Raw genomic sequence first — 23,691 nt, forward strand, 5'->3', positions numbered from 1 at the left:
GGCTTGCCGTGGCTGGTCGCGCAGGTCCCCGCGTCCCTGTCGGAGCGCTCGACGCTGCCGCGGCCGAAAGAGGACACCACCCCCCGCATTCGTCCGCGACTGAACGGTCCGTCCGCGTCTCGCGTACTACCCGACCGTGGGAGGATCACTCACCATGAGTGCGTCACCGGCGGTACGGAGCCTGCGTGCCGCGGTGTTCGCCGCGGTGTGCGTGCTCCTGGCTGCCGCCGGCCACGCACTGGCCATGGGGGAGATGCCGCCGCTGTGGGCCGACGCGGCCGGCTTCGCCGCCGTGTTCGGCCTGGGGCGCGTCCTCGCGGGACGTGAGCGCGGACTCCCGGAGATCGGCGCCGGCACGCTTCTCACCCAGGCCGGTCTGCACTTCGGCTTCGACGCGGCACGCGCGGGGGCATCCGCACCGACGCCCGCCACGGCCATGGGTCACATGTCTCACATGTCTCACATCTCCATGGCCGGCATGGCGCAGCACCCGCACGCCATGACCGCGCACGCCACCCTGGCCCATGTCGCCGCCGCCTTGGTGGCCTCCTGGTGGCTGCGGTGCGGCGAGGCCGCCCTGTGGTCGCTGCTGCGCCGCACGGCTGCCCTCGTGCCCGGTCTCGCGGCCTGGTGGCGTGACGCCCCGCTGCCCACCCCGGCCGCCGGCCCGCTGCCCACCCCGGCCGATCCGGTACGCCCCCGCCGACTGCTCGCGCTACGGCACGCGGTGAGCCGACGCGGCCCCCCTGCTGCGATCCCGTACCCCGTCCAACACCCGTAAGGCCCTCCAACAGACTTCACTCGTACGGAGATCCACTCACCCATGTCTGCCAACTCCGCCCTGCGCCGCGCCGGCACCGTCACCGCGCTCACCGCCGCTGCGGTCCTCGTCGCCGCCGGTGCCGCCTCCGCGCATGTCACCGTCCACCCCGAGAGCTACGCGAAGGGCGCCACCGACGGCGTCCTGACCTTCCGTGTTCCCAACGAGGAGAACAACTCCTCCACCACCAAGGTCCAGGTCTACCTGCCCACCGACCACCCGGTCCTGGGCGTCCTCGTCAGCCCCCAGGACGGCTGGACCGCCAAGGTGACCACCACCAAGCTCAAGACGCCCGTGAAGACCGACGACGGCACCATCACCGAGGCCGCCTCCGAGATCACCTGGACCGGCGGGAAGATCGGGGCCGGACAGTACGAGGACTTCAACGTCGCCTTCGGCCAGCTGCCGGAGGACACCGACCAGCTGACCTTCAAGGCCCTTCAGACCTACTCGGACGGCAAGGTCGTCCGCTGGATCGAGGAGGCCGCGAGCGGCGGCGCGGAGCCGGAGAGCCCGGCGCCGACGCTCAAGCTGACGGCGAGTGACCAGGCCCCGGCCTCGGCCGCACCGGCGACGAAGAGCAGCGCCAAGGCGACGACGACCGCGTCGGGCGACGCAAGCGACTCCACCGCGCGGGGCCTCGGCATCGCGGGCCTGATCGTCGGCGCACTGGGCCTGGCGGCAGCCGCGTTCGCCTTCGTACGGACACGGGGCGCACGGTCGTAGGCGAACGGCAGGGGCCCGGACCATCCCCCGGTCCGGGCCCCTGCCGTGCTCGGTCAGTTCATCGAACCGCCAGTTCCAGCATCTCCAGCTCCTGCGCGCGTACCTCCACCCGTGCCTCCGCGCGCACCGTCAGCCGCACCTCAGCCGGCCGTTCCTTCTCCGCGACCACCGCCACCGTCGGCGCTGCCACCGCCCGAGAGTTCCGCCACAGCCACACCACATCGCGCCCGAACGACCACAGCAGCGAGCCGAGCGCCAGCAGCACCACGCCCAGGCTGGCCAGGTAGGGCAGCAGGTCCGCGCCCGCCAGGAGCAGGCAGATGCCCTGCATCGCGGCGACGGTCTTGCGGGCCATCGACGGCGGCAGCGGGGCATTCAGCCAGGGCGCGACCTTCGCCGCCGCGACGAACGCGTAGCGCATCGCGCCGATCAGCAGCACCCACGGACCCAGCTGCGTCGAGACGTACACGCTCAGCACCAGGATCAGGAACGCGTCGACCTCCATGTCGAAGCGCGCGCCCAGCGCGGTCGACGTACCCGTGTGGCGGGCCACCTTGCCGTCCACGCCGTCGAGGATGAGGGCGACGGCGGTCAGACCGACCAGGAGCGAGACCGGCGGGGAGCTCTCGAAGGAGTCGGCGACCAGCGCCGTCACACCGCCGACCAGGATCGCGCGGCCGAGGGTGACCCGGTTCGCCGGGCCGAAGGTGCGCGGCCGGGTCCGGTGCAGGGCCCGGGAGAGCACCGCCCAGGTGGCTATCGCGAACGCGAGCCCCGTCAGCCATCCGGCCGGCCCCATGCCTATCGCCGATCCGAGCAGGGTCAGCAACAGGATCTGCACGCCCGCTCCCACAGCGGTCTCCTGCTGGACCAGCCTGGCTTCGTAAGTGTTGTTCAGGGCCACCGCACGTCCTCCGGCCGAGTGACAGAGTCGATCAACGCCGCGTACTGTGCGCGGCCTGTGCACTTCTCGCTGTGCACATCTCGGTACGTGAACAACTTCCCGATCGTTCAGGAGGATGCCGATGAACCGCTCGGCCCGCGCGTTCTGGCTCCGCTCTCCGGGCCACGGAGAGCTGCGTGACGTCACCCTCACGGAGCCCGCCGAGGACGAGGTTCTGGTGCGCGCGCTGTATTCCGGAGTCAGCCGGGGCACCGAGACACTGGTGTTCCGCGGCGGGGTGCCGGAGAGCCAACACGCGGTGATGCGGGCGCCGTTCCAGGAGGGCGAGTTCCCCGGGCCGGTGAAGTACGGCTACCTCAGCGTCGGCGTCGTGGAGGCAGGTCCCGTTGAGCTGATCGGGCGTACGGTGTTCTGCCTGTATCCGCATCAGACGCGTTACGTCGTTCCGGTGACCGCGGTGACGGTGGTACCGGAGCGTGTACCACCGGCGCGTGCGGTGCTCGCGGGCACCGTGGAGACCGCCGTGAACGCCCTCTGGGACGCCGCGCCCCTGGTCGGCGACCGGATCGCGGTGATCGGCGGCGGCATGGTCGGCTGCTCGGTCGCCGCCCTCCTCGCCCGCTTCCCCGGCGTACGGCTCCAACTGGTCGACGCCGATCCGGGCCGGGCGAAAACGGCTGAGGCGCTGGGCGTCGACTTCGCGGCCCCACAGGAGGCCCTCGACGGCTGCGACCTGGTCGTCCACGCCAGCGCCACCGAACAGGGCCTCACCCGAGCCCTGGAACTCCTCGCCCCCGAGGGCACGGTCCTCGAACTGAGCTGGTACGGCGACCGGCGCATCGCCCTCCCGCTCGGCGAGGCCTTCCACTCCCGCCGCCTCACCGTGCGCAGCAGCCAGGTCGGCACCGTCTCCCCGCGCCGGGCAGGCCGCACCTACGCAGACCGGCTCGCCCTGGCCCTCGACCTGCTGGCCGATCCGGCGCTGGACGCCCTCATCACCGGGGAAAGCGCGTTCGAAGAGCTGCCGGAGGTGCTCCCGAAACTCGCCTCCGGGGAGATCCCCGCGCTCTGCCACCGGGTCCGCTACGCCGACGTCGGCTGACGGAACGCCCAATTAGGGCCGCCAAGAGCGCCTGACCTGAGAAAAGAGTGAGAGCGGACTGAACACGGGGAACCCACGAACCGTATTAAGGGCATCCCCCGGCAGGGATCAGCCGGGGGACCAGACGCGCCGCACCTGGAGGGTCGTCCGTTGTTCAGCATCACCGTCCGCGATCACATCATGATCGCCCACAGCTTCCGCGGCGAGGTGTTCGGGCCCGCGCAGCGACTGCACGGCGCCACGTTCCTGGTGGACGCCACCTTCCGCCGTGAACAGCTGGACGACGACAACATCGTCGTCGACATCGGTCTTGCCACCCAGGAACTCGGCGCCGTCGTCAGCGAGCTGAACTACAGAAACCTGGACAACGAGCCGGACTTCGCCGGGATCAACACCTCCACGGAGTTCCTCGCCAAGGTCATCGCCGACCGGCTCGCCGAGCGGATCGACAAGGGCGCCCTGGGCGAGGGAGCCAGGGGCCTGGCCGGACTCACCGTCACCCTGCACGAGTCGCATGTCGCCTGGGCGAGTTACGAGCGTGCCCTGTGACCGACGTGACCATCGGCCGGGCACCGGCCCTCACCTATGTACCCGCGCAGCGCGCGGTCACCACCGAACCGGTCGGCGAGAACGCCCCGGCGAACATCGGGATCCTCCCCATGTCCCTGCGGATCGTGCACTTCGTCATGCCGGGCGGTGTCGACGACCCGGCCACCCCGAGCGGCGGCAACGCCTACGACCGGCGGGTCTGCCTGGACCTGCCCGGCTTCGGCTGGCAGGTCACCCAGCACGCCGTGCCCGGCTCCTGGCCCCGACCCGACACGGCCGCCCGGGACACCCTCGCCCGCACCCTGCGGGAAATGCCTGATGGCGCGGTCGTCCTCCTGGACGGCCTGGTGGCGTGCGGTGTCCCCGAGATCGTCGTACCGGAGACCGAACGGCTGCGGCTCGCCGTCCTGGTACACCTGCCGCTCGGCGACGAGACCGGGCTCGACCCGGCCGTGGCCGCCGACCTGGACGCCCGGGAGCGCACGGTGCTGCGCGCCGTACCGGCCGTGGTGGCGACCAGCGACTGGGCGGTACGACGGCTGATCTCGCACCACGGCCTGGCGCCCGAACGGGTCCATGTCGCCGCCCCGGGCGCCGACATCGCCCCGCTGGCCGGCGGCACCGACGGGGTCTCGCACCTGCTGTGCGTCGCCGCCGTCACCCCGCGCAAGGGCCAGCACCGGCTGGTCGAGGCCCTCTCCGCGGTCCGGGACCTGCCGTGGACCTGCACCTGTGTGGGCGGCCTCGGCCAGGACCCCGAGTACGTCGCCCATCTGCGCTCGCTGATCGCCGAGCACGGCCTGACGGACCGGCTGCACCTCGCCGGTCCCCGCTCCGGCGCCGACCTCGACGCCAGCTACGCCGCCGCCGACCTGATGGTCCTCACCTCGTACGCCGAGACCTACGGCATGGCGGTCACCGAGGCCCTCGCCCGGGGCATCCCGGTGCTCGCCACCGACGTCGGCGGGCTGCCCGAGGCGGTCGGCCGCGCCCCCGACGGCGGGGTGCCCGGCATCCTCGTGCCGCCGGAGGACCCCGCCGCGCTCGCCGCCGAACTGCGCGGCTGGTTCGGCGAAGCGGACGTACGCCGTCGCCTGAAGGCCGCCGCGCGCGGGCGGCGGGCGGCGCTCGACGGCTGGGCGACCACCGCCCGCAGCCTCGCCGGAGTCCTGCTGAGGCTCCCCGACGAACCACGGAGGGCGGCATGACCAGCGAGACGACGACCACTACTCCGGTCGGCGCGATCCCCGCGCAGCCCGGGCCCGGGGATGTTACGGATGCAGGGGTGGGACGAGAGCACATGGATGCCGCAGACTCCCGTGAGCCCGGCCGGTCCGAGGTGATCGCCGGGGCCGGTCCCGTCGTGCGCCCGGGCGAGCGGGCCACCGTACGCCTGCGCGAGGGCGGCCCCGAGGAGCCGCCGCGATACGCACCCGAGTGGCTGGAGCTGCGGGAGAGCGCGGACGCGGCCGCCCGGTCGCACGACCTGCTGGACCCGCTGCGGATCCGGCTGGCCAACCTGCCCGGCAAGGCGGGCGGCCTGGTCGTGCACGACCTGGGCTGCGGCACCGGCTCCATGGGCCGCTGGCTCGCGCCTCGCCTGGACGGCGCCCAGCACTGGATCCTGCACGACCGCGACCCCTACCTCCTCCACTTCGCCGCCGTCGCCTCGCCCCGCGTGGCCGCCGACGGAAGCCGGGTCACGGTGGAGACCCGCCGTGGTGACGTCGCCCGGCTCACCCCTGACGCGCTGACCGGCGCCTCCCTGGTGACCGCGTCCGCGCTCCTCGACGTCCTCACCCGCGAGGAGGTCGGCGTACTCGCCGCAGCCTGCGCCGGGGCCGGCTGCCCCGCCCTGCTCACCCTGTCGGTGGCCGGACGGGTCGAGTTCGGCACGCCCCATCCGCTGGACGCGGAGCTGACGGAGGCCTTCAACACCCACCAGCGGCGCGGCGGGATGCTCGGCCCGGACGCGGTCACGGCCGCCTGCGAGGCCTTTGCCGACCGGGGCGCCACCGTGATTGTGCACCCCAGCCCCTGGCGGCTCGGCCCCGACGAGAAGGCGCTCACCGAGCAGTGGCTGCGCGGCTGGGTCGGCGCGGCCGTCGAGGAGCGCCCCGAACTGGCCGAGCGCGCCGAGGCCTACCTGGCCGAGCGGCTCACCGCCTGCGCGGCCGGCGAACTGCGGGTCGTCCTGCACCACAGCGACCTGCTGGCGCTCGCCCGGCCGACCGGAGGCACCTCATGACCACCTCCACCCTGGTCCGCGAGACCGCCCCCGTCGCCCCGGTGACCGTGGCCCGGCGTGTCAACCTCCGCGCCGTCCGCACCCACGTGGGCACCCTCGCCGGGGTCGCCATCATCTCTGTGCTGCTGTGGCGGCTCGGCACCGGCGTCTTCCTCGACGGACTGCGCCGCATCGACACCCCGACGCTGGCCGTCGGCCTGGCGATCGGCGTGGTCACGACCGTACTGAGCGCCTGGCGCTGGCAGCTGGTGGCCCGCAGCCTCGGCCTGCGGCTGCCGCTGGGGCCCGCCGTCGGCGACTACTACCGTGCGCTGTTCCTCAACGCGGCCCTGCCCGGCGGGGTGCTCGGTGACGTTCACCGGGCGGTCAGGCACGGGCAGAGCGAGGGCGACATAGGGCGCGGTGTCCGCGCGGTCGTCCTCGAACGGGCCGCGGGACAGATCGCGTTGACGGTGTTCGGCGCGGGCGCGCTGCTGATCCTGCCCTCGCCGGTCCGCGACGAGGTACGCAGCTTCGCCCCGCTGGTGGCGGCCGGCCTGGTGGGCGCCTGCGCGGTCGTGGCCGCGGTCCGGATGAACAAGGCCCCGGGCAAGCGCGGCGGCGCCCTGCGCGCGACGCTCGCCGAGACTCACCGGGCGCTGCTGTCACGGCGGAACGGGCCGGGCGTCGCACTGTCCTCGGCGGTCATCCTCGCCGGACACGTCGGAATGTTCGTGGTGGCCGCGCGGGTCGCCGGCTCCACCGCCTCCGTGGCAGCGCTGGCACCGATCGCGGTGCTCGCCCTGGTCGCCATGGGCCTGCCGCTGAACGTCGGCGGCTGGGGCCCCCGGGAGGGCGTCACCGCCTGGGCGTTCGCAGCGGCCGGCCTCGGCGCGGACAGCGGGCTCGCCACGGCCGTCGTCTACGGCGTCCTCAGCTTCGTGGCGGCCCTGCCGGGGCTGGTGGTCCTGGTCGTCCGCTGGTACGCCGGGCTGCGCTACTCCCGCTCCGAGGTGAGCAGTTCGAAAACCGCGCCGAAGGAATCGGCGAGGCTCGCCAGGAGTTCCTTCCCCTTTTCCGCCGACCCCAGGGAGGGACGGCCGATGACGCCCGACTCGGTATAGGCGGACATTCCCAGGGTGAGGAGATGACGGCGGTCGTCAGCGGTGAAATCGGCGGACTCGTGACCAGGGCGGACCAATTCGGGATGAGCGTGCAGCAGAATCGAGGTCTCGATTTCTCCCGCGTGCATGTCGGTGAGCGCCGAGGTCTCCACCCCGGCCCGCCCGAGCGCTGTCTCCCAGTCCTCCGCGGCCGGGTACAACGCCATTCGCTCGCCGCGCGCGGACGCCTCCTGGACGACGTTGCCCAGCACGTAGTTGCCGCCGTGGCCGTTGACCACGACCAGCGCCTCCACGCCCGAGCGGCGCAACGATTCTGCGATGTCCCGGACCACCGCGTGCAGGGTCACCGAGGAGATGCTGACGGTCCCCGGCCAGGCCGCGTGCTCGTGCGAGCAGGAGACCGTCACCGGCGGAAGGAGGTGCACCGGGAACGCGGCGGCGATCTCCCGGGCGACGGCACAGGCGACGAGCGTGTCCGTCGCCAGCGGAAGGAAGGGACCATGCTGTTCGAAGCTCCCCACGGGAAGGACGGCGACCTGAGTTGAAACGACCGCCCCCCTGGTCCGTACCTCTTCCGTGGTGTCCGCCGGCAACAAGCCGTATGCCGCCGTACGCGCGCCCGAACCATTCATCGTTTCACGGCCTTTCGTCTCCTCTTAGGAATCAGATCATGACAGAGAACATCGGCGTACTCGGCAAGAAGTCCCCACGGCGTTCGGGCGTGGAACGCGTCGTCAATGCACCGCTGCCCACCGTCTACGGGAAATTCCAGGCGATCGGCTACCTGGACCACGACCGCGGTGACGAACAAGTGGCCCTGGTCCACGGGGACATCGACAGCGACCGGGTGCTGACCCGGCTGCACTCGGAGTGCCTGACCGGTGACGCGTTCGGCTCCCAGCACTGCGAGTGCGGCGACCAACTGGCCGCCGCCCTGCGCGCGGTCGTCGCCGAGGGCAGCGGCATCGTCGTCTACTTGCGGGGACACGAGGGCCGTGGCATCGGACTGCTCGCCAAGCTGCGCGCGATGGCGCTCCAGGCGGAGGGCCTCGACACGGTCGAGGCCAACCTCGCCCTCGGCCTGCCCGTCGACGCCCGCGACTACGGTGTCGCCGCCGGCATCCTGCGTGACCTCGGGGTCGGTTCCGTACGCCTGATGTCCAACAACCCCCGCAAACGGGAGTCCCTGGTACGCCACGGCATCGAGGTCGCCGAGACGGTCCCGCTGCTGATCGAGCCGTGCGAGAACAACATCACGTATCTGCGGACCAAGCGCGAGCGCCTCGACCACGTGCTGCCCCACCTGGACGCCGTGGCGCACTGGTCCTGAGGTACCGGGTGGCCTCCCGGGGAAGGATCAGGGGAGACCGACAGGAGGCACACGCGTGAATCCTCGGGCCCAGGTCGTGATCATCGGCGGCGGGGTGATGGGCACCAGCATCGCCTACCACCTGGCGAGCGCGGGCGTCCGTGACGTCGTCCTCGTCGAACGGGACGAACTCGCCGCCGGATCCACGTCGAAGGCCGCCGGAGGGGTGCGCGCCCAGTTCTCCGACGAGCTCAACATCCAGCTGGGCGCGCGCAGCCTGGCCGCCTTCGCCCGCTTCGGGCAGGAGATCGGCTACGACATCGGGCTGCGCCGCGTCGGCTACCTCTTCCTCCTGTCCACCCCCGAGGAGGTCGCCTCCTTCGAGGCGAGCGTCCGGCTCCAGAACCACCTCGGCGTGCCCAGCCGGATGCTCACCCCGAAAGAGGCGGCCCGGCTCTCCCCGCTGATCGCCACCGACGGACTGCTGGCCGCCGCGTACTCCCCGGACGACGGCCACTGCACACCCGAGTCCGTCGTGCACGGCTACGCGGCCGCCGCCCGCGCACACGGCGCCCGCGTACTGCGCCACACCGAGGTCACCGGCATCGAACGGGACGGCGCTCACCTCACCGCCGTGCACACCACCCTCGGCCGGATCGCCACCGACACGGTGGTGTGCGCGGCCGGGGCCTGGTCGAGGGCGGTCGGCGCGATGGCCGGCGTGGACTTACCGGTCCAGCCGCTGCGCCGCCAGATCGCGGTCACCGAACCGGTCCCGGCACTGCCGCCGACGCTTCCCATGACCATCGACTTCAGCACCAGCCTGTACTTCCACGCCGAGGGCCCGGGACTGCTGCTCGGCATGTCGGACCCGGACGAGCGGCCCGGCTTCGCCACCGACCCGCACGACCGCTGGATCCCGCGGCTGTACGCGGCCATGGAGAGGCGCGCGCCCGCACTGCTCGACCTGCGCCGCACCGGCGGCTGGGCCGGCCTGTACGAGAACACCCCGGACCACAACGCCCTGATCGGCGAGGCGACTTCGGTCTCCCGGTTCCTGTACGCCACCGGGTTCTCCGGCCACGGCTTCCTCCAGGGCCCGGCCGTCGGCGAGGTGATCCGCGACCTCTACCTGGGCCGCGCCCCCTTCCTCGACGTCCGTCCACTCGACGCCGGCCGGTTCGCGGCCGACGCTCACCGCCCGGAGACCAACCTGGTCTGACCGGACACCTCCTAGTCCAGGATCGTCTCGTGGACCAGCCGGCGCAGCTCCGGGAGGACCTTCAGGGTCTTCGGGCGTACCTGGGTGTGGAACTGCACCGTCAGGTCGTGGGTGGGGTCGACCCAGAAGGCGGTGGTGGCCGCGCCGGTCCAGCCGTAGGTGCCGGGGCTGCTCGGCGAGAGGGTGCGGGCGGGGTCGATCACCACCGACACACCCAGGCCGAAGCCGAGGCCGTCGTTGCCGGGCTCCTGGTGGGCGGGGGCGCCGAAGGCCCGCAGGTCGGCGCCGCCGGGCAGGTGGTTGCTGGAGAGCAGGGCGACCGAGGCGGGGGAGAGCAGCCGGACGCCGTCCAGCTCGCCGCCCCGGCGCAGCATCTCCATGAAACGGTGGTAGTCGTACGCCGTCGCCGCGAGGCCGCCACTGCCGGACAGGAAGCGGGGGCGGCCGCGCAACGGCAGCCCGGGGATGGCCTCGATGCCGCCGCCCTCCGTCTCGCCGTACAACTCCGAGAGCCGGTCGGCCTGTTCGGGCACGATGTGCAGGCCCGCGTCCGGCATGCCGAGCGGGCGGAAGATCCGGTCCGCGAAGAACTCGTCCAGCCGCTGCCCGGAGACCACCTCGACGACCCGGCTGAGCACGTTGAAGCCGACGGAGTAGTTCCACTGCGTGCCCGGCTCGAACTGGAGGGGCATGCGCGCGTACACCTCCATCGTCTCGGCGAGGTCCGCGCCCGCCGGCACCGAGAACTCCAGGCCGGCCTCGCGGTAGCGGGCGTCCACGGGGTGCGAGTGGTAGAACGCGAAGGTCAGCCCGGCGGTGTGGGTGAGCAGATGCCGGACGAGGACCGGCCCGTCGGCCGGCCGGGTCACCATGGCGTCGCCCGAACCGCTCACGTGCACCCGGGGCTCGGCGAACTCCGGCAGAAGGCGGCCGACCGGGTCGTCCAGCGACAGCAGGCCGTCCTCCACCAGCAGCAGTATCGCCACGGCGGTGACAGGCTTGGTCATCGAGTACATCCGCCAGATGGTGTCCGGTTCGACCGGCAGTCCGGCCGCGCGGTCGCGGTGGCCCTGCGTGGTGAGGTGGGCGATCCGGCCGCCGCGCGCCACGGCCACCAGGTAGCCGGGCAGGCGCCCTTCGTCGACGTAGTGGGCGAAATGCTGGTCGAGGCGGTCCAACGCCTTCGCGTCCAGCCCGACCTCACAGGGGTCGACTTCCTGTCGCAGCTGTGCCATCGCTCTCCTCCGGTCGTGTCGTCCCGCTGCGCGGTCCGACCTCGGACCTCATCGTCGCGCAGGAAGCGGGGAACGGACCCGCTCATCCGCATGTGGTGTGACGGACGCTATAGAAGAGGCGCCGGGTAAGGGACAGACACCCGCCACGCCGAGCACGACCAGGAACCCGGCGGGAATGGGAGGTGGGCCCGGCCGGGTTGTTCCAGACATGACCCAGGACGCTCTTCTGAAGCTGCTCGCCGAAGGCCACAACGGGGTGCTGGTCACCCTCAAGAGCGACGGCCGCCCCCAGCTGTCCAATGTCAATCACGCGTACTACCCGGAGGAGCGGACCGTCCGTGTCTCGATCACGGACGATCGCGCCAAGACCCGCAACCTGCGCCGTGACCCGCGTGCCTCGTACCACGTCACCAGCCCCGACCGCTGGGCCTACACGGTCGCCGAGGGTACCGCCGAGCTCTCGCCGGTCGCCCGGGACCCCTACGACGAGACCGTCGAGGAACTCGTCCGCCTCTACCGTGACGTCCAGGGCGAGCACCCCGACTGGGACGACTACCGTGCCGCGATGGTCCGCGACCGCCGACTGGTGCTCCGGCTGCGCGTGGAGCGGGCGTACGGCATTCCGCGGGCCTGACGGACCTAGGACCTCTGATCCAGGGCGATCGGCCGATGGCCGGGCGCGGGCCGGATACCTAGGCTGCTGGGCAGGGAACGGCAGCTCAGGAAGGGGTCACCATGCCCGTCAACGGTCGCAGTCACATCCGCGTCGCCCGGCCCTCCCGGGATCTTGCCGCGGCCGAGCGCTTCTGGGTGCGAGGGCTGGGGCTCGGCGTGGTGTGGCGGGCCGAGGGCCGACCGGAACCCGGCGACCACGACCTGCTGATGCTGGGCTGGCCGGACGCCGGCTGGCATCTGGAGCTGGTCCACGAAGCCGCCCGGCCCGTCGAGCCCCGGCCCACCGAGGAGGACCTGCTGGTGGTCTATGTCGACGGTCCGGTGCCGGAGGACCTGGTCGCCCGGCTGGAGGAGCACGGCGGTAAGCGGGTGCCGTCACCGAACCCGTACTGGAACCGGTGGGGCGTCACCATCGAGGACCCGGACGGGTACCGGCTCGTGCTCTGCGAGCGCGGCTGGTCCAACCTTTAGCCGGGGGTGCTTGCCGTCCGCCCGGCCTGTCGCTAGCCTCCGCGCGTGATCAATGGGGCACATGTGGTGATCTACACGCGCGACGCCGAGGCGGACCGCGCCTTCCTCCGGGACGTCCTGGGCTGGCCGCACGTCGACGCGGGACACGGCTGGCTGCTCTTCGAGCTGCCGCCGGCCGAGGTGGCCTGCCATCCGGCCGACGGCGAACCGTCGCACGAACTGATGCTGATGTGCGACGACCTCGATGCCACGACCGCCGAACTCACCGCGAACGGCGTGGAGTTCAGCCGACCCGTCCAGGACGCGGCCTGGGGCCGGGTGACGGGTTTCCGGTTGCCGGGCGGAGGCGAGGTCGCCTTGTACGAACCGCGCCACCCGCGCGCCCAGCACCGGCCTCCTCTCGCACCCAGGTCTCCAGACAGTGCGTGAACTCGGCAGCCTTGTCAGGCCAGTTGAAGTGGGTGAGGGCCGCCTCACGGCCACGCTGGGCCGCGGTGTGGCGCAGGATCGCGTCGGTGCTCAGCCGTCGTATCGCCTCCGCCGCCGCGCGCGGATCCTCGTACGGGACGACGAGACCGCAGCCGTGCCGCTCGACCATGTCGGCGGCCAGCGGGGTGGGTGTGGTGATGACGGGGACGCCGTGCGCCATGTACTCGACGACCTTGGTGGGCCGCGAGTGGCGGTAGTTGGGCTGGTCGTGGAGGAGGGAGAGGCCGGCCAGGGCACCGGGGAGCAGCGCGAGGGCGCGGTCGTTTGGCAGGAATCCGTGCCAGCGCAGGACGCCGTCCCGGTCGGCCGCCGCGAGCGCGTCCCGGACGTCGGGTTCGGCCGCGCCGGCCACCTCGATGCGCAGGCCGGGCCCCAGGTACCGGGCGGTCTCGATCAGATCCAGCGCGCCGCGCGCCCGTGACAGGTGGCCGACGTAGACGACGCGTTCGCTGTCCGGCGGCTCGGGTGCCCGCACCGGTGCCGTCGTGAAGTTCGGCACCACCGGGTGGGTGCGGCGGAACCGCTCCTGGTAGGCGTCCTCGGCGAGCAGCAGCCGCAGATGGCGTTCCGCCAGCCGCTCGGCCGCCCGCACGCCGAGCCGCAGCGGCGCCCGGAGCGGCCGGGGCACCCAGCGTTTCATGGCCAGCGCGGCGGCGGTGTCCTCGTGGACGTCCCATACGACCACCGGAGCGGCCCCGGACCGCCGCCAGCGGCGCAAAGTGCCGGGCAGGGCGAGGAGCAGTTCCGGGTCGTGGAGGAGGATCACGTCCGCCTCGTGCCCGCGTTCGGCGAGCAGGGCGCGGGCCGCGCCCACCGCCGCACGGCGGGTGCGGCCCGCCGCCCGGGGCAGGTCGATGCCTTCGAGGTCCGCGCGGGGCCGCACCTCGCGGGCCGAGAAGGGCGCCGCGTACACGACGTGGTGCCCCCGTTCCCGCAGCGCGGTGATCTGCCGGTGCAGTATGCGCGCGTCCTCGGGGTGGTGGACGACGGTGACGACGAGTATCCGCATCTGAGCGCCTTTCGACTCCGCCGCCTGGATTCCTGGGACTCCGGGCGGCGGAAGGGGAGTTGCCACAGAGGTCGCCTACAGCACCTCGACACCGGGCCGGAAGATCCGCCCGCGGGTGTCGAAGAGCAGCCGGGCCTCGTCGCCGAGGGCCGGGAGGTCGTACGCGGAGTGGTCCTGGAGCAGGATCGTCAGATCGTGCGAGCGCACGGCGGCCATGACGTCGGTGACGCGCGGCACGGCCTCCCCGTCCACGAACCAGGCGGGCACGAACGGATCGTGGAAGGCGATCTCGGCCTCCCGGTCCCGCAGCAGCCGGGCCACCGGCACCGCGGGCGACTCGCGCTGGTCGGCGACGTCCGGCTTGTAGGTGACGCCGAGGAGCAGCACCCGGGAGCCGTGCAGGGCGCGGCCCTCGTGGTTGAGCAGATCCTGCGCGCGCCGGACGACGTACTCCGGCATGTGTGCGTTGATCTCCCGGGCGAGTTCCACGAACCGGAACTCGTAGCCGATCGAACGCACCTTGTACGAAAGGTAGTTGGGGTCGATCGGGATGCAGTGGCCGCCCACGCCGGCGCTCGGCCGGAAGGTCTGGAAGCCGAACGGTTTCGTACCGGCGCAGCGGATCGCGTCCCACACGTCGACGCGCAACTCCTGGCACAGAATAGCCAGTTCGTTGACGAGGGCGATGTTGACGTGCCGGTAGGTGTTCTCCAGGAGCTTGGCCATCTCGGCTTCCCGGGTGCCCTTGGCCTGTACGACGGTGTCGACGAGCTTGCCGTAGAAGGCGGCCGCCCGGGCCGCGCACGCCGGGGTGCAGCCGCCGACCACCTTCGGGGTCTCGCGCAGCCCGTGGGTGGTGTTGCCGGGGTCGATGCGCTCCGGCGAGAACGCCAGCGCGAAGTCCTCGCCGGCCCGCAGCCCCGACTCCTCCAGGATCGGCTTCACCACCTCCTCGGTGGTGCCCGGATAGGTCGTCGATTCGAGGACGACGAGCCGTCCGCGGCGCAGCCTGCCCGCCACCGCCCGCGCGGCGGAGGTCACCGCGCCCAGATCGGGGCCGCCGTCCTCGCTGAGCGGGGTCGGCACACAGATCACGATCGTCTGCGCACGGGCCAGACAGGCGTCGTCCGAGTACGCGGTGAAGCCGGCCTGCCGCATGCGGGCGACGTCGTCGTCGGAGACGTCGTCCACATGGGAGTGTCCGGCGTTGAGGCCCTCCACGACCCGTGGGTCGAGGTCGAGTCCCGCCACTCTCAGCCCGACCAGCGACGCCTCCCGCGCGAGCGGAAGCCCGACGTAACCGAGCCCGATGACGGCCAGTTCGAAGCCGTCGGTCCGTTCTGCGTCCCCGAGCGATTCGCTCAATTCCCCGAGCGGTACGGCCTTTTCGACCTGCATAGGGATTCACTCCGCCCTCAACGGCAGACGCCGTATGGATCCGAAGGGCCCGGACGGTGCGATTCCGGGCGAGGGGGCCTCAGACACATCCAAGAGTGCGATACGCCTCTCGGGTCGTGGCAGCGACCCTTTTCCAGGTGCGGTCACGCGCTACCAGAGCGCGGGCGGCTGCTCCCCATTCATGCCGCCGGTTTCGACTGTAGAGCAATACTTCGAGAGCTTCTGTCCAAGCATGTGGGGATTCGGCCGGGATCAGCTGGCCGTTCACCTCGGATTCGACCACTTCTCGTAGAGCTGTGAGATCACTGGCTGCCACGGGAAGACCGCTCGCCATCGCTTCGACCGGCTTGAGCGGGGTGACCAGACGGCAGACCCGTTCATCGGTGCGCGGCACCGCGAAAACGTCCAGAACGGCGTGGTAGGAGCGCACTTGGTCGTGCGGGACGCGACCGGTGAAGAGGGCGACTCCGTTGCCGAGTCCCAGCCGCCCGGCCAGCGCCTCGAGCGCCCCGCGCTCGGGTCCGTCGCCGACGATCAGCAGCCGCAGCGGAACCCCTCGGCGGCGCAGCTCGGCACCCGCATGGAGCAATGTGCCGATTCCCTCGTGTGGAGTAAGGCTGCTGACGGTGCCGACCACATAGTCGTCCGCCGCGATGCCGAGCCGGGCGCGCAGTTCCGCCCCGTCCGGAGGCGGGGCGAGGAAGGAGTCGTCCACCGCGTTGGGCACGATCAGGACCCGCTCCTCGGGCACCCCGCGGGACACGATCTCGGCCTTCATCGCCGTGCCCAGCGTCAGTACCAGATCGGCCTGGCGCATGCAGTACGTCTCCAGGGCCCGCCGCGCACGGTAGGTACCGTCGTCCGGAGTGCGGCCCGCCGCCTGGGTCAGCCAGGTCTCCTCCAGGAATCCGCGCACCTCGTACACCACCGGCAGCCCGTAGGTCTCCCGCAGGGCCAGCGCCACCCGCCCGTTGCCGTGGTCGGTGGCCGCGTGCAGCACGGCGGGCCGCAGCCGCTCCACCAGGCGCCCTGCCAGCTCGGCGTTGCGGGCCAGCACCGGGCCCTGGCCGTACGGCAGGTTCAGCGGCAGCAGCCGGTGCTGCGGCACCCCGTTCACGATCTGCAACGGGCGGGCGTCCAGGACGCCCTGCGCCACCGGGAACCCGACGCGGGTCACCACGTGCGGATCGAGCCCGGCGGCCCGCTGGGCCTCGGCGAGGGCCTGGGTGCGCACGGTGTAGCCGGCGTGTTTGAACGGCAGCCCGTTGGTGACCATGTGGAGCACCCGGCCGGGCTCGGGCCGCACCGGCCGCCCGGCGGGGGCCGGCACCCGGGCGGAGGACGGCGTGGCGGTCGGGCCGGCCGTGCCGGCCCGGGCGGCCAGCCGTCGCTCGACCGGCTCGAGCCCGCGCCGCACCCGCCCCGGCAGCAGCCGTACGCCGAGCAACGCGGCCCGCGCGGGATCGTTCCGCAACTCGCCCCATGCGACGGATGCGGCCAAGCTGAGTGCACGGGGGATTCGACGCGGCGTGTGCCGGGACAGAGGTCGGGCCATGTCGCCAAGGTAGGCCGACAGAGCGGAGAACGTACGACATGAACGGCCGCGTACTCCATGTCGTAGGGACCAGGCCGAACTTCGTGAAGGCCGCGCCCGTCGTCGCCGCCCTGCGCGCGACCGGGCACGACCAGGTCCTGGTGCACACGGGTCAGCACTACGACGAACGGATGTCGCACATCTTCTTCCGGGAGCTGGGCCTGCCCGCCCCCGACACCGACCTGGGCGTCGGCTCCGGCAGCCACGCCCGGCAGACCGCCGACCTGCTGGTGGCGCTGGAGGGCGAGCTGCTCGCCCGCGCCCCGGCCCTCGTCGTCGTGTACGGCGACGTCAACTCCACCCTCGCCGCCGCCCTGACCGCGGCCAGGCTGGGCATCCCGGTGGCCCATGTCGAGGCGGGCCTGCGCAGCTTCGACATGACCATGCCGGAGGAGATCAACCGGCGGCTGGTCGACCAGCTGGCCGAGCTGCTCTTCGCGACCAGCCCGGAAGCCGTCGGCCACCTCGCCCGCGAGGGCGTCGACCCGGGCCGGGTGCACTTCGTCGGCAACCCGATGATCGACACCCTGCTCACCCATCTGGACCATTTCGACCCGGCCGCCGCCCGCACCGCCCACGCACTGCCCGAACGCTACGGCGTGGTCACCCTGCACCGGCCGGCCAACGTCGACGACCCCGAGGCGGCCGCGGCCGCCGCACGCGCGCTCACCGAGGCGGCCACCCACCTGGATCTCGCCGTACCGCTGCACCCGCGCGGCCGGGATGCGCTGCGCAAGGCGGGCCTCGCCGACGCGCCCGGCATCCATCTGCTCGAACCGCTCGGCTATGTCGAGTTCATGGGCCTGGTACGGGGCGCCGCCGCCGTGATCACCGACTCGGGTGGAGTCCAGGAGGAGACCACCGTGCTCGGCGTCCCCTGTCTGACACTGCGCACCACGACCGAACGCCCGGTCACCGTCACCCACGGCACCAACCGCCTGGTGCGGCACAGCGAACTGGTGCCCGCCCTGCGCAAGGTCCTGGACGGACAGCCGGCGGCCGACCCCGAGGGGCCGCCGCTCTGGGACGGCAAGGCCGGCCCCCGGATCGCCCGAGTGCTCACCGAGTGGCTGGAGCGCCATGACTGACGCCACCCGCACCCGCCCCGACGGTCCCCGCACCCTCGGACACACCGCCCACACCTACTGGGACACCCGCCACCGCGAACGCGACGACCTCGCCTCCGGCGGCCACATCGGCCTGGACCGGCCAGGCAACGAGATCTTCTACGCGATACGGCTCGGCCAGCTCCTCACCCTGATCGGCGACCTGTCGAGCCCGGCGTCCCCGCTGTTCGTGCTCGACGCCGGCTGCGGCAAGGGACACTTCGCCCGCGCCCTGGCCCGCTGCGGCCACCACGTGGACGCCTTCGACGTCAGCGAGGAGGCCGTCACCCAGGCCCGGGCCGAGGGCGGCGGACCCCGCTACGCCTTGGCCGCCCTCGACGAGTGGCGCAGCCCCTGGCTCTACGACGTGGTGATGTGCGTGGACGTCCTCTTCCACGTCATGGACGACGCGGAGTGGGCGGCCGGCCTGCGCAACCTCGCCTCGCTGGTCCGGATCACCGGCCGGCTGATCGTCACCGACGAGAACAACGACGAGCCCGTCCCGCGCGGCGACTACATCCTGCACCGGCCGATCGCCTCCTACCGCAAGGAACTTGAGCCCCTGGGCCTGAGTCACACCCTCTTCCGGCCCTACGGCTTCCGCGAGAACCGGGTCGGCTTCCATGTCTTCACAAGGACCCGCTGATGCGCCTGACCGATCTGCTCCACCCGCACCTGGACGACGTGACCTCGGTCGTGGACGCGACCAACGGCGGCCTGCGGCTGGACCCCTATCTGCACCTCCCGCCGGGCGTCGAACTGACCCGACACGAACAACCTGTGGGCGAAGGGGAGTTGATGCTCCTCTGCTACGGCCCCGACCCGGACGTGCACGGCGACGAGGCGCACTGTCTCGCCGCACTGGAACGCATGCGCCCCGGCGCTCGCGGCCTGATCGTCTTCGGCCATCCCGGGACCGACCTGCCCTACCACCGGCTCCTCGGCGCCCTGGTGGCCCACCGCTGCCAGGTGCTGCACGCCGCCTCGCTCGGCTACACGCGTCTGCACGCCGGTGCGGTCTTCGCCTGCACCGAGGAACTCCTGCCGCCACACGACTGGTTCGGCCGACCGCTGCCGGCCGACGGTTTCGCCACGGCCCTCAGGATCGCCGACGAGTACGTCCTCGCCGACTTCGTCTCCCGCTCCCAGCGGGCCCGCCTGATCGACCTGGAGCGGGCGGCCGAGGAGACCGCCCGCGCCCTGGAGACCGCCCGCGAGGAGGGCCTCGCCGAACGCCTGGCCGCCGCCCTGCGGGACAAGGACCAGCTCGCCTCCGCCCTGCGCGGGGCCCGGGAGCGCAACGGGGTGCTGGAGGCCCGCGTGGCCATGCTGGAGGGCTCCACCTCGCTGCGGGTCGGCAAGGCACTGGTGTCGGCGGCCCGGTCACCGAAACGCGGCGCCGCCCGACTGCCCGGGGAGCTGTACGGGCTGTGGCGGCAGCGCAAGGCCAAAGGGCGGCCGGCGCGGACCGCCGGCACCGCCCCGGCGCCTGAGACACAGGCCGAGGACCGCTTCTACCTCTCCCACCGCGCCCTGTCCGTCGCCCCCCGCGACCGGCTGGTGATCACCGGCGTGCTGACCGACCGCACCGCCACGGACTTCGCGGCCGACGCCGTGGTCAGCCGGGTGCTGCCGCACGACGGCCGGCTCCTGTTGGAGCGCACCGAGCCGGACGTCTTCCTCGTCCAGCTCGGCGCGTGCACCGGTGAGTCCGGCCCCTGGACGCTCACCGGCACCGGACTCGCCCCCGACCTGGACCGACGACTCGCCGAACTGATCGGGCAGGCAAGGGCGTTGGGTCGTACAGCCGTACTGTGGCGGGACTGCCCGGCGTCGTCCGCGCCGGGTCTGTCCCAACTGCCCTGGGACGCCATTCTCGACGGGGACACCGGGGTGGCGCTCTCCCGCCTCGACCCGGTCACCGACGGCCGGGACCGGATCCGGGACGTCTTCCAGCAGGACAGCATCCGAGTACGGCTGGGCCGCCTCGCCGGACTCGCCGGCGCCCCCGACCCACTCGCCGAACGCCGGGTCGCCGTACTGGCCGCGCCCCGGGACGCCACCGACGTCGCCCGGCTCGTCGCCCAGACGCTCGGCCAGCTGCACCGGCCGGCCGAGGTCGTCGTCGCCGACCCCGCCGGGCTCGACGAACTCACCGCCGCCTCGGTCACCGTCCACTCCGGACCGCCCACCACACCCTGGGTCGCCGACTGGACGGACCTGACCGAGGACCGCCCCGACACCCTGCTGCTCGACCTGCTCTGCGCCCAGGAGTTCTCCGGCGCCGACGCGGTGGGCCACACCCCCGCCGCCGACGACTACGCCTTCGTACCGACCCTGACACCGCTTCTCGTCCGCCGGTCGCTCCTGGACACCGGCACCCCACCGGACACCTGGTCGCGTGCCGGGCACCGTCTGTTCGCCGTGCGTGGAAAGGAGCCGTCATGACCCGCACCCTCAGGGCGCTCGTCTACGGCGACGTGGACCTCAACCTCATCGACGGTTCCGCCGTCTGGGCCCAGTCGACGGTGCAGGCGCTGTCCCGCGCGGGCTGCCGGACCCGGCTCGTCCTCAAGGCCCCCGTGGTGACCGGCCGGCTGACCGACCCGCTGGCCGGACTGCCCGGCGTCACCGTGGTCCGTCCCTACGAGGAGCACCTCGTCCCCGGCCAGGGCGCGCACCCCCTGTCCCCCTACCAGGCCTCGCAGTTGCTCGCCCGCCTCGACGAGGAGGAGCCCTGCGACCTGCTGGTGCTGCGCGGTCGCCGGCTGGTGAAGCAGATCGTCGGCGACGGCCACTTCCACGGCCGCATCTGGGCCTACCTCACCGACATCCCGCAGTCCCCGGCCGAGATGACCGAACAGGACCGCACGGACCTCGTCCACATCGCCGACGCCTCCCGACAGCTCCTCTGCCAGACCGAGGAGTTGCGCTGCTTCCTGGAGGCCTGGGTGCCGGAGGCCTGCGGCCGGGCCGTGCTCTGCCCGCCCGCGGTGCCCGAACCCGGCTTCGCGGTCCCGCAGCGCAATGGCCTGCACGATCCCGTACGCCTCGTCTACACCGGCAAGTTCGCGCCCCGCTGGAACACCCTGCCCATGACCCTGCTGCCCGCACGGCTCGCCGAACGCGGCATCCGGACCGAACTCCACGCCGTCGGCGACAAGATCCACGAGGATGCCGCCCACCCCGGCTTCGACACCGCCATGGCCGAGGCGCTGCGCACCACCCCCGAGATCGTCCACCACGGCGGCGTGCCCCGCGAGGAGGCCATGCGCATCGCCGCCGACTGCGACCTCGGCCTCGGCTGGCGCGACTGCTCCCTCGACGCCAGCCTCGAACTCTCGACCAAGGTGCTGGAGTTCGGCTCCCTCGGCCTGCCCGTCGTACTCAACCGCACCCCCGCACACGAGGCGCTGCTCGGCACCGACTACCCGCTGTTCGTGCCCGGCGAGGCGGCCCTCACGGACGCGGTGGACGCGATCACCGTCGCCGTACGCGACCCCGAGGCCAGGCATCTGGCGGCCGACCGGTGTGCGGCAGCGGCCCGGCAGTACACCATGGAGGCCGCGGCGGCCCGCTGGCGCGGCCATCTCGATCGCGCCTTCCCGCCCGTTCCCCCGGCCGTCGCCACCCGCGCGCGCCCGCTGCGGATCGGGGTGGCGGGCCACGACCTGAAGTTCCTCACCCGGCTGCTCGACCACTTCCGCGCCCTGCCCGGCCTCGACGTCCGCATCGACGCCTGGCCCGCGCTCGCCCAGCACGACCCGGCCGCGAGCCGTGCACTCGCCGACTGGGCCGATGTGGTGGTCGTCGAGTGGTGCGGTCCCGCGGCGATCTGGTACAGCCGCCACAAGCGGCGCGGCAGCAGGCTGATCGTGCGCCTGCACCGCTTCGAACTCGACGCCGGCTACCCGCAGCAGCTCGACATCGACGCCGTCGACCGTGTGGTGTGTGTCAGCCCGTACTACGCCCGCAGCACCCGGGAGCGCACCGGCTGGCCCGCCTCGAAGATCACCACGATCGGCAACTGGGTCGACGTCCACCAACTCGACCGGCCCAAGGCCCCCGGCGCCCGCCACCGCCTCGGCATGATCGGCATCGCGCCCAGCCGCAAACGCCTCGACCTGGGCCTCGACGTCCTGGAAGCGCTGCGCGCCCACGACCGGCGCTGGCACCTCTCGGTCAAGTCCAAGCCACCGTGGGAGTACTGGTGGATCTGGAACAATCCGGAGGAACGCGCCCACTACGACGCGATTCTGCGCCGCATGCAGACCTCGCCGCTCCTCGAAGGGGCCGTCGTCTTCGATCAGTTCGGCCCGGACGTGCCGAACTGGCTCCGGCGCATCGGGCACGTCCTCTCCACCAGCGACGACGAGAGCTTCCACCTCGCCCCGGCCGAGGGCATGGCCTCGGGCGCCGTACCCGCGCTGCTGCCGTGGCCGGGCGCGGACGAGATCTACGACCGACGCTGGATCCACGACACTCCGGAGACGATGGCCGATGCGATCGCCGGACTCACGGAGCAGGAGGACTGGCAGTCGGCCGGAGAGGTCGCCCGCGAACAGGTACGGGAGGGGTTTTCGCTGGAGCGGGTGGCGAAGGACTGGACGGAGCTGCTGGTGTCCGGCTGACGACGGAGCCGCGCAAGAGCGGCTGAGGCCGGTGGCGACGGGAGCGTACGCGAGCCCGATCGATCCGCATACTCGACTCAAAACACCAGGTCAGTGGCGTGGTGCGAGGATTCACGTCCGGATCTGTGCCCACGGCCACAGCAAACGGGCTCGATTTAGGCTCATACTGAGCCATGACAAAGTCTGCGGCACCGAAGCGTCATCTGCCTACGAGCCCCTTCAAGGCCCCGGTCGCACCGGCTCCCAAGCACTTCGCCATGGGCGACCAGGTCACACATGACGTGTACGGCCTCGGCCGCGTCATCGGCATCGAGGACGGAATCGCGGCGCTCGTGGATTTCGGCTCGGCACAAATGCGGATCCTGAGCCCCTACACCAAGATGACCAAGCTGTAGGACCGCCGTGCCCGGTCACGGCACACCAGGCCCCATCGGGGACCAGTAACGAAAGGCAGACCTCTCATCGAATCGACGTCGCTGTTCTCCGCCCCGGAAGGGCAACCCCGCCGTTCCGGGGCCGTATCACCGCCTCCGACCACAGAGCCCTTCCAGGCCCCGGACTTCGGAGAGGACGAGATCTTCTGGTCCGAGGACGCTCAGGAGCCCACCCCGGGCACCCGTGCGGCGCGGCCCGAGGCCGCCTAGCGGTGAGTCCGACAGGTACCCGCGGCGCCGTGCCGCCCGGTCGCGGTGCCGCTCAGTTCCCACGAACGGTTGATCTCAAGTCCGCTTGAGGTTCTAGAGTCGGGTGCGGTGAAGCCGACGTCGTGGAGAGGAACGGCCATGAGGACGCTGGTGCTCGGGAGGACTCCCGCCAGGGTGACGGCCGTGCTGGCCACCCTGCGCGCGGACGGCTTTGACGCGGAGGGGGTCAGCACCGACGAGGAGGCCCGGAAGCTGTTGGAGACCGGGGAATTCGGGGTGCTGATCATCGGCGGGGGTGTGGGGCCCGACTCCCGCGCAGCGATCAAGGAGTTCGCGGCGGGGTACCAGGTGCGGCGGGTGATCGACGGGGCGCTGACAGAGCCGTTCGACGCCTACGTACGGCGGGAGTTCGAGCCGCTGATCCGGGAGGCTGCCGAAGGGTGACGGCCGCGGTCC

At 72.2% G+C, this 23,691-nt stretch carries 22 protein-coding genes and 2 pseudogenes; 18 read left to right on the forward strand and 6 right to left on the reverse strand.

Going from position 1 to position 23,691, the window contains the following annotated elements:
• Positions 1 to 154 precede the first annotated feature (154 nt).
• Positions 155 to 781, forward strand: a complete 627-nt coding sequence (locus ACZ7OO_RS22835; RefSeq protein ID WP_471507032.1) for a hypothetical protein — start codon at positions 155 to 157, stop codon at positions 779 to 781.
• A gap of 42 nt (positions 782 to 823) precedes the next feature.
• On the forward strand, positions 824 to 1,546 hold the full coding sequence (locus ACZ7OO_RS22840) for a YcnI family protein (protein WP_471507034.1): 723 nt from the start codon (positions 824 to 826) through the stop codon (positions 1,544 to 1,546).
• 58 nt (positions 1,547 to 1,604) lie between these two features.
• On the opposite strand, the gene ACZ7OO_RS22845 is transcribed toward ACZ7OO_RS22840, so the two are convergent.
• Complete coding sequence (locus tag ACZ7OO_RS22845; protein ID WP_471507036.1) at positions 1,605 to 2,450, reverse strand: CDP-alcohol phosphatidyltransferase family protein; 846 nt, start codon at positions 2,448 to 2,450, stop codon at positions 1,605 to 1,607.
• A 121-nt stretch (positions 2,451 to 2,571) separates the two neighbouring features.
• Between ACZ7OO_RS22845 and ACZ7OO_RS22850 the strand changes: the two genes are divergently transcribed.
• The 5 genes and pseudogenes from ACZ7OO_RS22850 to ACZ7OO_RS22870 all read left to right on the forward strand — a co-directional run.
• Positions 2,572 to 3,552: a zinc-dependent alcohol dehydrogenase gene (locus ACZ7OO_RS22850; RefSeq protein ID WP_471507038.1), complete on the forward strand. Its 981-nt coding sequence runs from the start codon at positions 2,572 to 2,574 to the stop codon at positions 3,550 to 3,552.
• 150 nt (positions 3,553 to 3,702) lie between these two features.
• Positions 3,703 to 4,101 carry a 6-pyruvoyl trahydropterin synthase family protein gene (locus ACZ7OO_RS22855; RefSeq protein WP_471507040.1) on the forward strand — a complete coding sequence of 133 codons (399 nt, stop codon included), beginning with the start codon at positions 3,703 to 3,705 and terminating at the stop codon, positions 4,099 to 4,101.
• Positions 4,098 to 5,309, forward strand: a complete 1,212-nt coding sequence (locus tag ACZ7OO_RS22860) for a glycosyltransferase family 4 protein (RefSeq protein WP_471507042.1) — start codon at positions 4,098 to 4,100, stop codon at positions 5,307 to 5,309. The genes ACZ7OO_RS22855 and ACZ7OO_RS22860 overlap by 4 nt, the downstream gene beginning before the upstream one ends.
• A 92-nt stretch (positions 5,310 to 5,401) precedes the next feature.
• Positions 5,402 to 6,349, forward strand: a complete 948-nt coding sequence (locus ACZ7OO_RS22865) for a class I SAM-dependent methyltransferase (protein WP_471507044.1) — start codon at positions 5,402 to 5,404, stop codon at positions 6,347 to 6,349.
• A pseudogene (locus ACZ7OO_RS22870) lies at positions 6,346 to 7,224 on the forward strand (lysylphosphatidylglycerol synthase transmembrane domain-containing protein); the annotation flags it as partial. The gene ACZ7OO_RS22865 and the pseudogene ACZ7OO_RS22870, both read left to right, overlap by 4 nt.
• A 101-nt stretch (positions 7,225 to 7,325) precedes the next feature.
• On the opposite strand, the gene ACZ7OO_RS22875 reads toward ACZ7OO_RS22870, so the two are convergent.
• Entirely contained in the window at positions 7,326 to 8,084 is a 759-nt protein-coding gene (locus ACZ7OO_RS22875) for a creatininase family protein (RefSeq protein ID WP_352222016.1), read from the reverse strand.
• 38 nt (positions 8,085 to 8,122) lie between these two features.
• On the opposite strand from ACZ7OO_RS22875, the gene ribA reads away from it, so the two are divergent.
• Both ribA and ACZ7OO_RS22885 read left to right on the forward strand, forming a co-directional pair.
• A complete protein-coding gene (gene ribA, locus ACZ7OO_RS22880; protein ID WP_471507047.1) occupies positions 8,123 to 8,782 on the forward strand; it encodes a GTP cyclohydrolase II in 660 nt (219 codons plus the stop codon).
• Positions 8,783 to 8,837: 55 nt separating this feature from the next.
• Positions 8,838 to 9,983: an NAD(P)/FAD-dependent oxidoreductase gene (locus ACZ7OO_RS22885; RefSeq protein WP_471507049.1), complete on the forward strand. Its 1,146-nt coding sequence runs from the start codon at positions 8,838 to 8,840 to the stop codon at positions 9,981 to 9,983.
• Between the two features lie 11 nt (positions 9,984 to 9,994).
• Here ACZ7OO_RS22885 and ACZ7OO_RS22890 read toward each other — a convergent pair whose 3' ends face one another.
• On the reverse strand, positions 9,995 to 11,218 hold the full coding sequence (locus tag ACZ7OO_RS22890; protein WP_471507051.1) for a serine hydrolase domain-containing protein: 1,224 nt from the start codon (positions 11,216 to 11,218) through the stop codon (positions 9,995 to 9,997).
• 208 nt (positions 11,219 to 11,426) lie between these two features.
• Here ACZ7OO_RS22890 and ACZ7OO_RS22895 point away from each other — a divergent pair, with 208 nt between their 5' ends.
• From ACZ7OO_RS22895 to ACZ7OO_RS22905, 3 genes and pseudogenes are all read left to right on the forward strand, one after another.
• Entirely contained in the window at positions 11,427 to 11,852 is a 426-nt protein-coding gene (locus ACZ7OO_RS22895) for a PPOX class F420-dependent oxidoreductase (RefSeq protein ID WP_471507053.1), read from the forward strand.
• A gap of 101 nt (positions 11,853 to 11,953) precedes the next feature.
• On the forward strand, positions 11,954 to 12,364 hold the full coding sequence (locus ACZ7OO_RS22900) for a VOC family protein (RefSeq protein ID WP_471507055.1): 411 nt from the start codon (positions 11,954 to 11,956) through the stop codon (positions 12,362 to 12,364).
• Between the two features lie 66 nt (positions 12,365 to 12,430).
• A pseudogene (locus ACZ7OO_RS22905) lies at positions 12,431 to 12,649 on the forward strand (VOC family protein); the annotation flags it as partial.
• Here ACZ7OO_RS22905 and ACZ7OO_RS22910 read toward each other — a convergent pair.
• The 3 genes from ACZ7OO_RS22910 to ACZ7OO_RS22920 all read right to left on the reverse strand — a co-directional run bounded on the left by ACZ7OO_RS22910 (position 12,648) and on the right by ACZ7OO_RS22920 (position 16,761).
• Positions 12,648 to 13,862: a glycosyltransferase gene (locus ACZ7OO_RS22910; RefSeq protein WP_471507057.1), complete on the reverse strand. Its 1,215-nt coding sequence runs from the start codon at positions 13,860 to 13,862 to the stop codon at positions 12,648 to 12,650. The pseudogene ACZ7OO_RS22905 and the gene ACZ7OO_RS22910 overlap by 2 nt on opposite strands.
• A gap of 75 nt (positions 13,863 to 13,937) precedes the next feature.
• Positions 13,938 to 15,260, reverse strand: a complete 1,323-nt coding sequence (locus ACZ7OO_RS22915; protein ID WP_471507059.1) for a nucleotide sugar dehydrogenase — start codon at positions 15,258 to 15,260, stop codon at positions 13,938 to 13,940.
• A 79-nt stretch (positions 15,261 to 15,339) separates the two neighbouring features.
• Positions 15,340 to 16,761 (reverse strand): glycosyltransferase family 4 protein, encoded by a 1,422-nt coding sequence (locus tag ACZ7OO_RS22920; protein ID WP_471507061.1) that lies wholly within the window; start codon positions 16,759 to 16,761, stop codon positions 15,340 to 15,342.
• 92 nt (positions 16,762 to 16,853) lie between these two features.
• Here ACZ7OO_RS22920 and wecB point away from each other — a divergent pair, with 92 nt between their 5' ends.
• The 6 genes from wecB (at position 16,854) to ACZ7OO_RS22950 (ending at position 23,679) form a co-directional block, all read left to right on the forward strand.
• A complete protein-coding gene (wecB, locus tag ACZ7OO_RS22925) occupies positions 16,854 to 17,942 on the forward strand; it encodes a non-hydrolyzing UDP-N-acetylglucosamine 2-epimerase (RefSeq protein WP_471507063.1) in 1,089 nt (362 codons plus the stop codon).
• Positions 17,935 to 18,606, forward strand: coding sequence for a class I SAM-dependent methyltransferase (locus ACZ7OO_RS22930; RefSeq protein ID WP_471507065.1), 672 nt, complete (start codon positions 17,935 to 17,937; stop codon positions 18,604 to 18,606). The genes wecB and ACZ7OO_RS22930 overlap by 8 nt, the downstream gene beginning before the upstream one ends.
• Positions 18,606 to 20,408, forward strand: coding sequence for a hypothetical protein (locus ACZ7OO_RS22935; protein WP_471507067.1), 1,803 nt, complete (start codon positions 18,606 to 18,608; stop codon positions 20,406 to 20,408). The genes ACZ7OO_RS22930 and ACZ7OO_RS22935 overlap by 1 nt, the downstream gene beginning before the upstream one ends.
• Positions 20,405 to 22,591, forward strand: a complete 2,187-nt coding sequence (locus ACZ7OO_RS22940) for a glycosyltransferase (RefSeq protein ID WP_471507069.1) — start codon at positions 20,405 to 20,407, stop codon at positions 22,589 to 22,591. The genes ACZ7OO_RS22935 and ACZ7OO_RS22940 overlap by 4 nt, the downstream gene beginning before the upstream one ends.
• 173 nt (positions 22,592 to 22,764) lie before the next feature.
• Positions 22,765 to 22,986, forward strand: coding sequence for a hypothetical protein (locus ACZ7OO_RS22945; RefSeq protein ID WP_471507071.1), 222 nt, complete (start codon positions 22,765 to 22,767; stop codon positions 22,984 to 22,986).
• 387 nt (positions 22,987 to 23,373) lie between these two features.
• Positions 23,374 to 23,679, forward strand: a complete 306-nt coding sequence (locus ACZ7OO_RS22950) for a hypothetical protein (protein WP_352222002.1) — start codon at positions 23,374 to 23,376, stop codon at positions 23,677 to 23,679.
• The last annotated feature ends 12 nt before the right edge of the window (positions 23,680 to 23,691 follow it).

It is taken from the genome of Streptomyces sp. NPDC111744, from assembly GCF_055634995.1.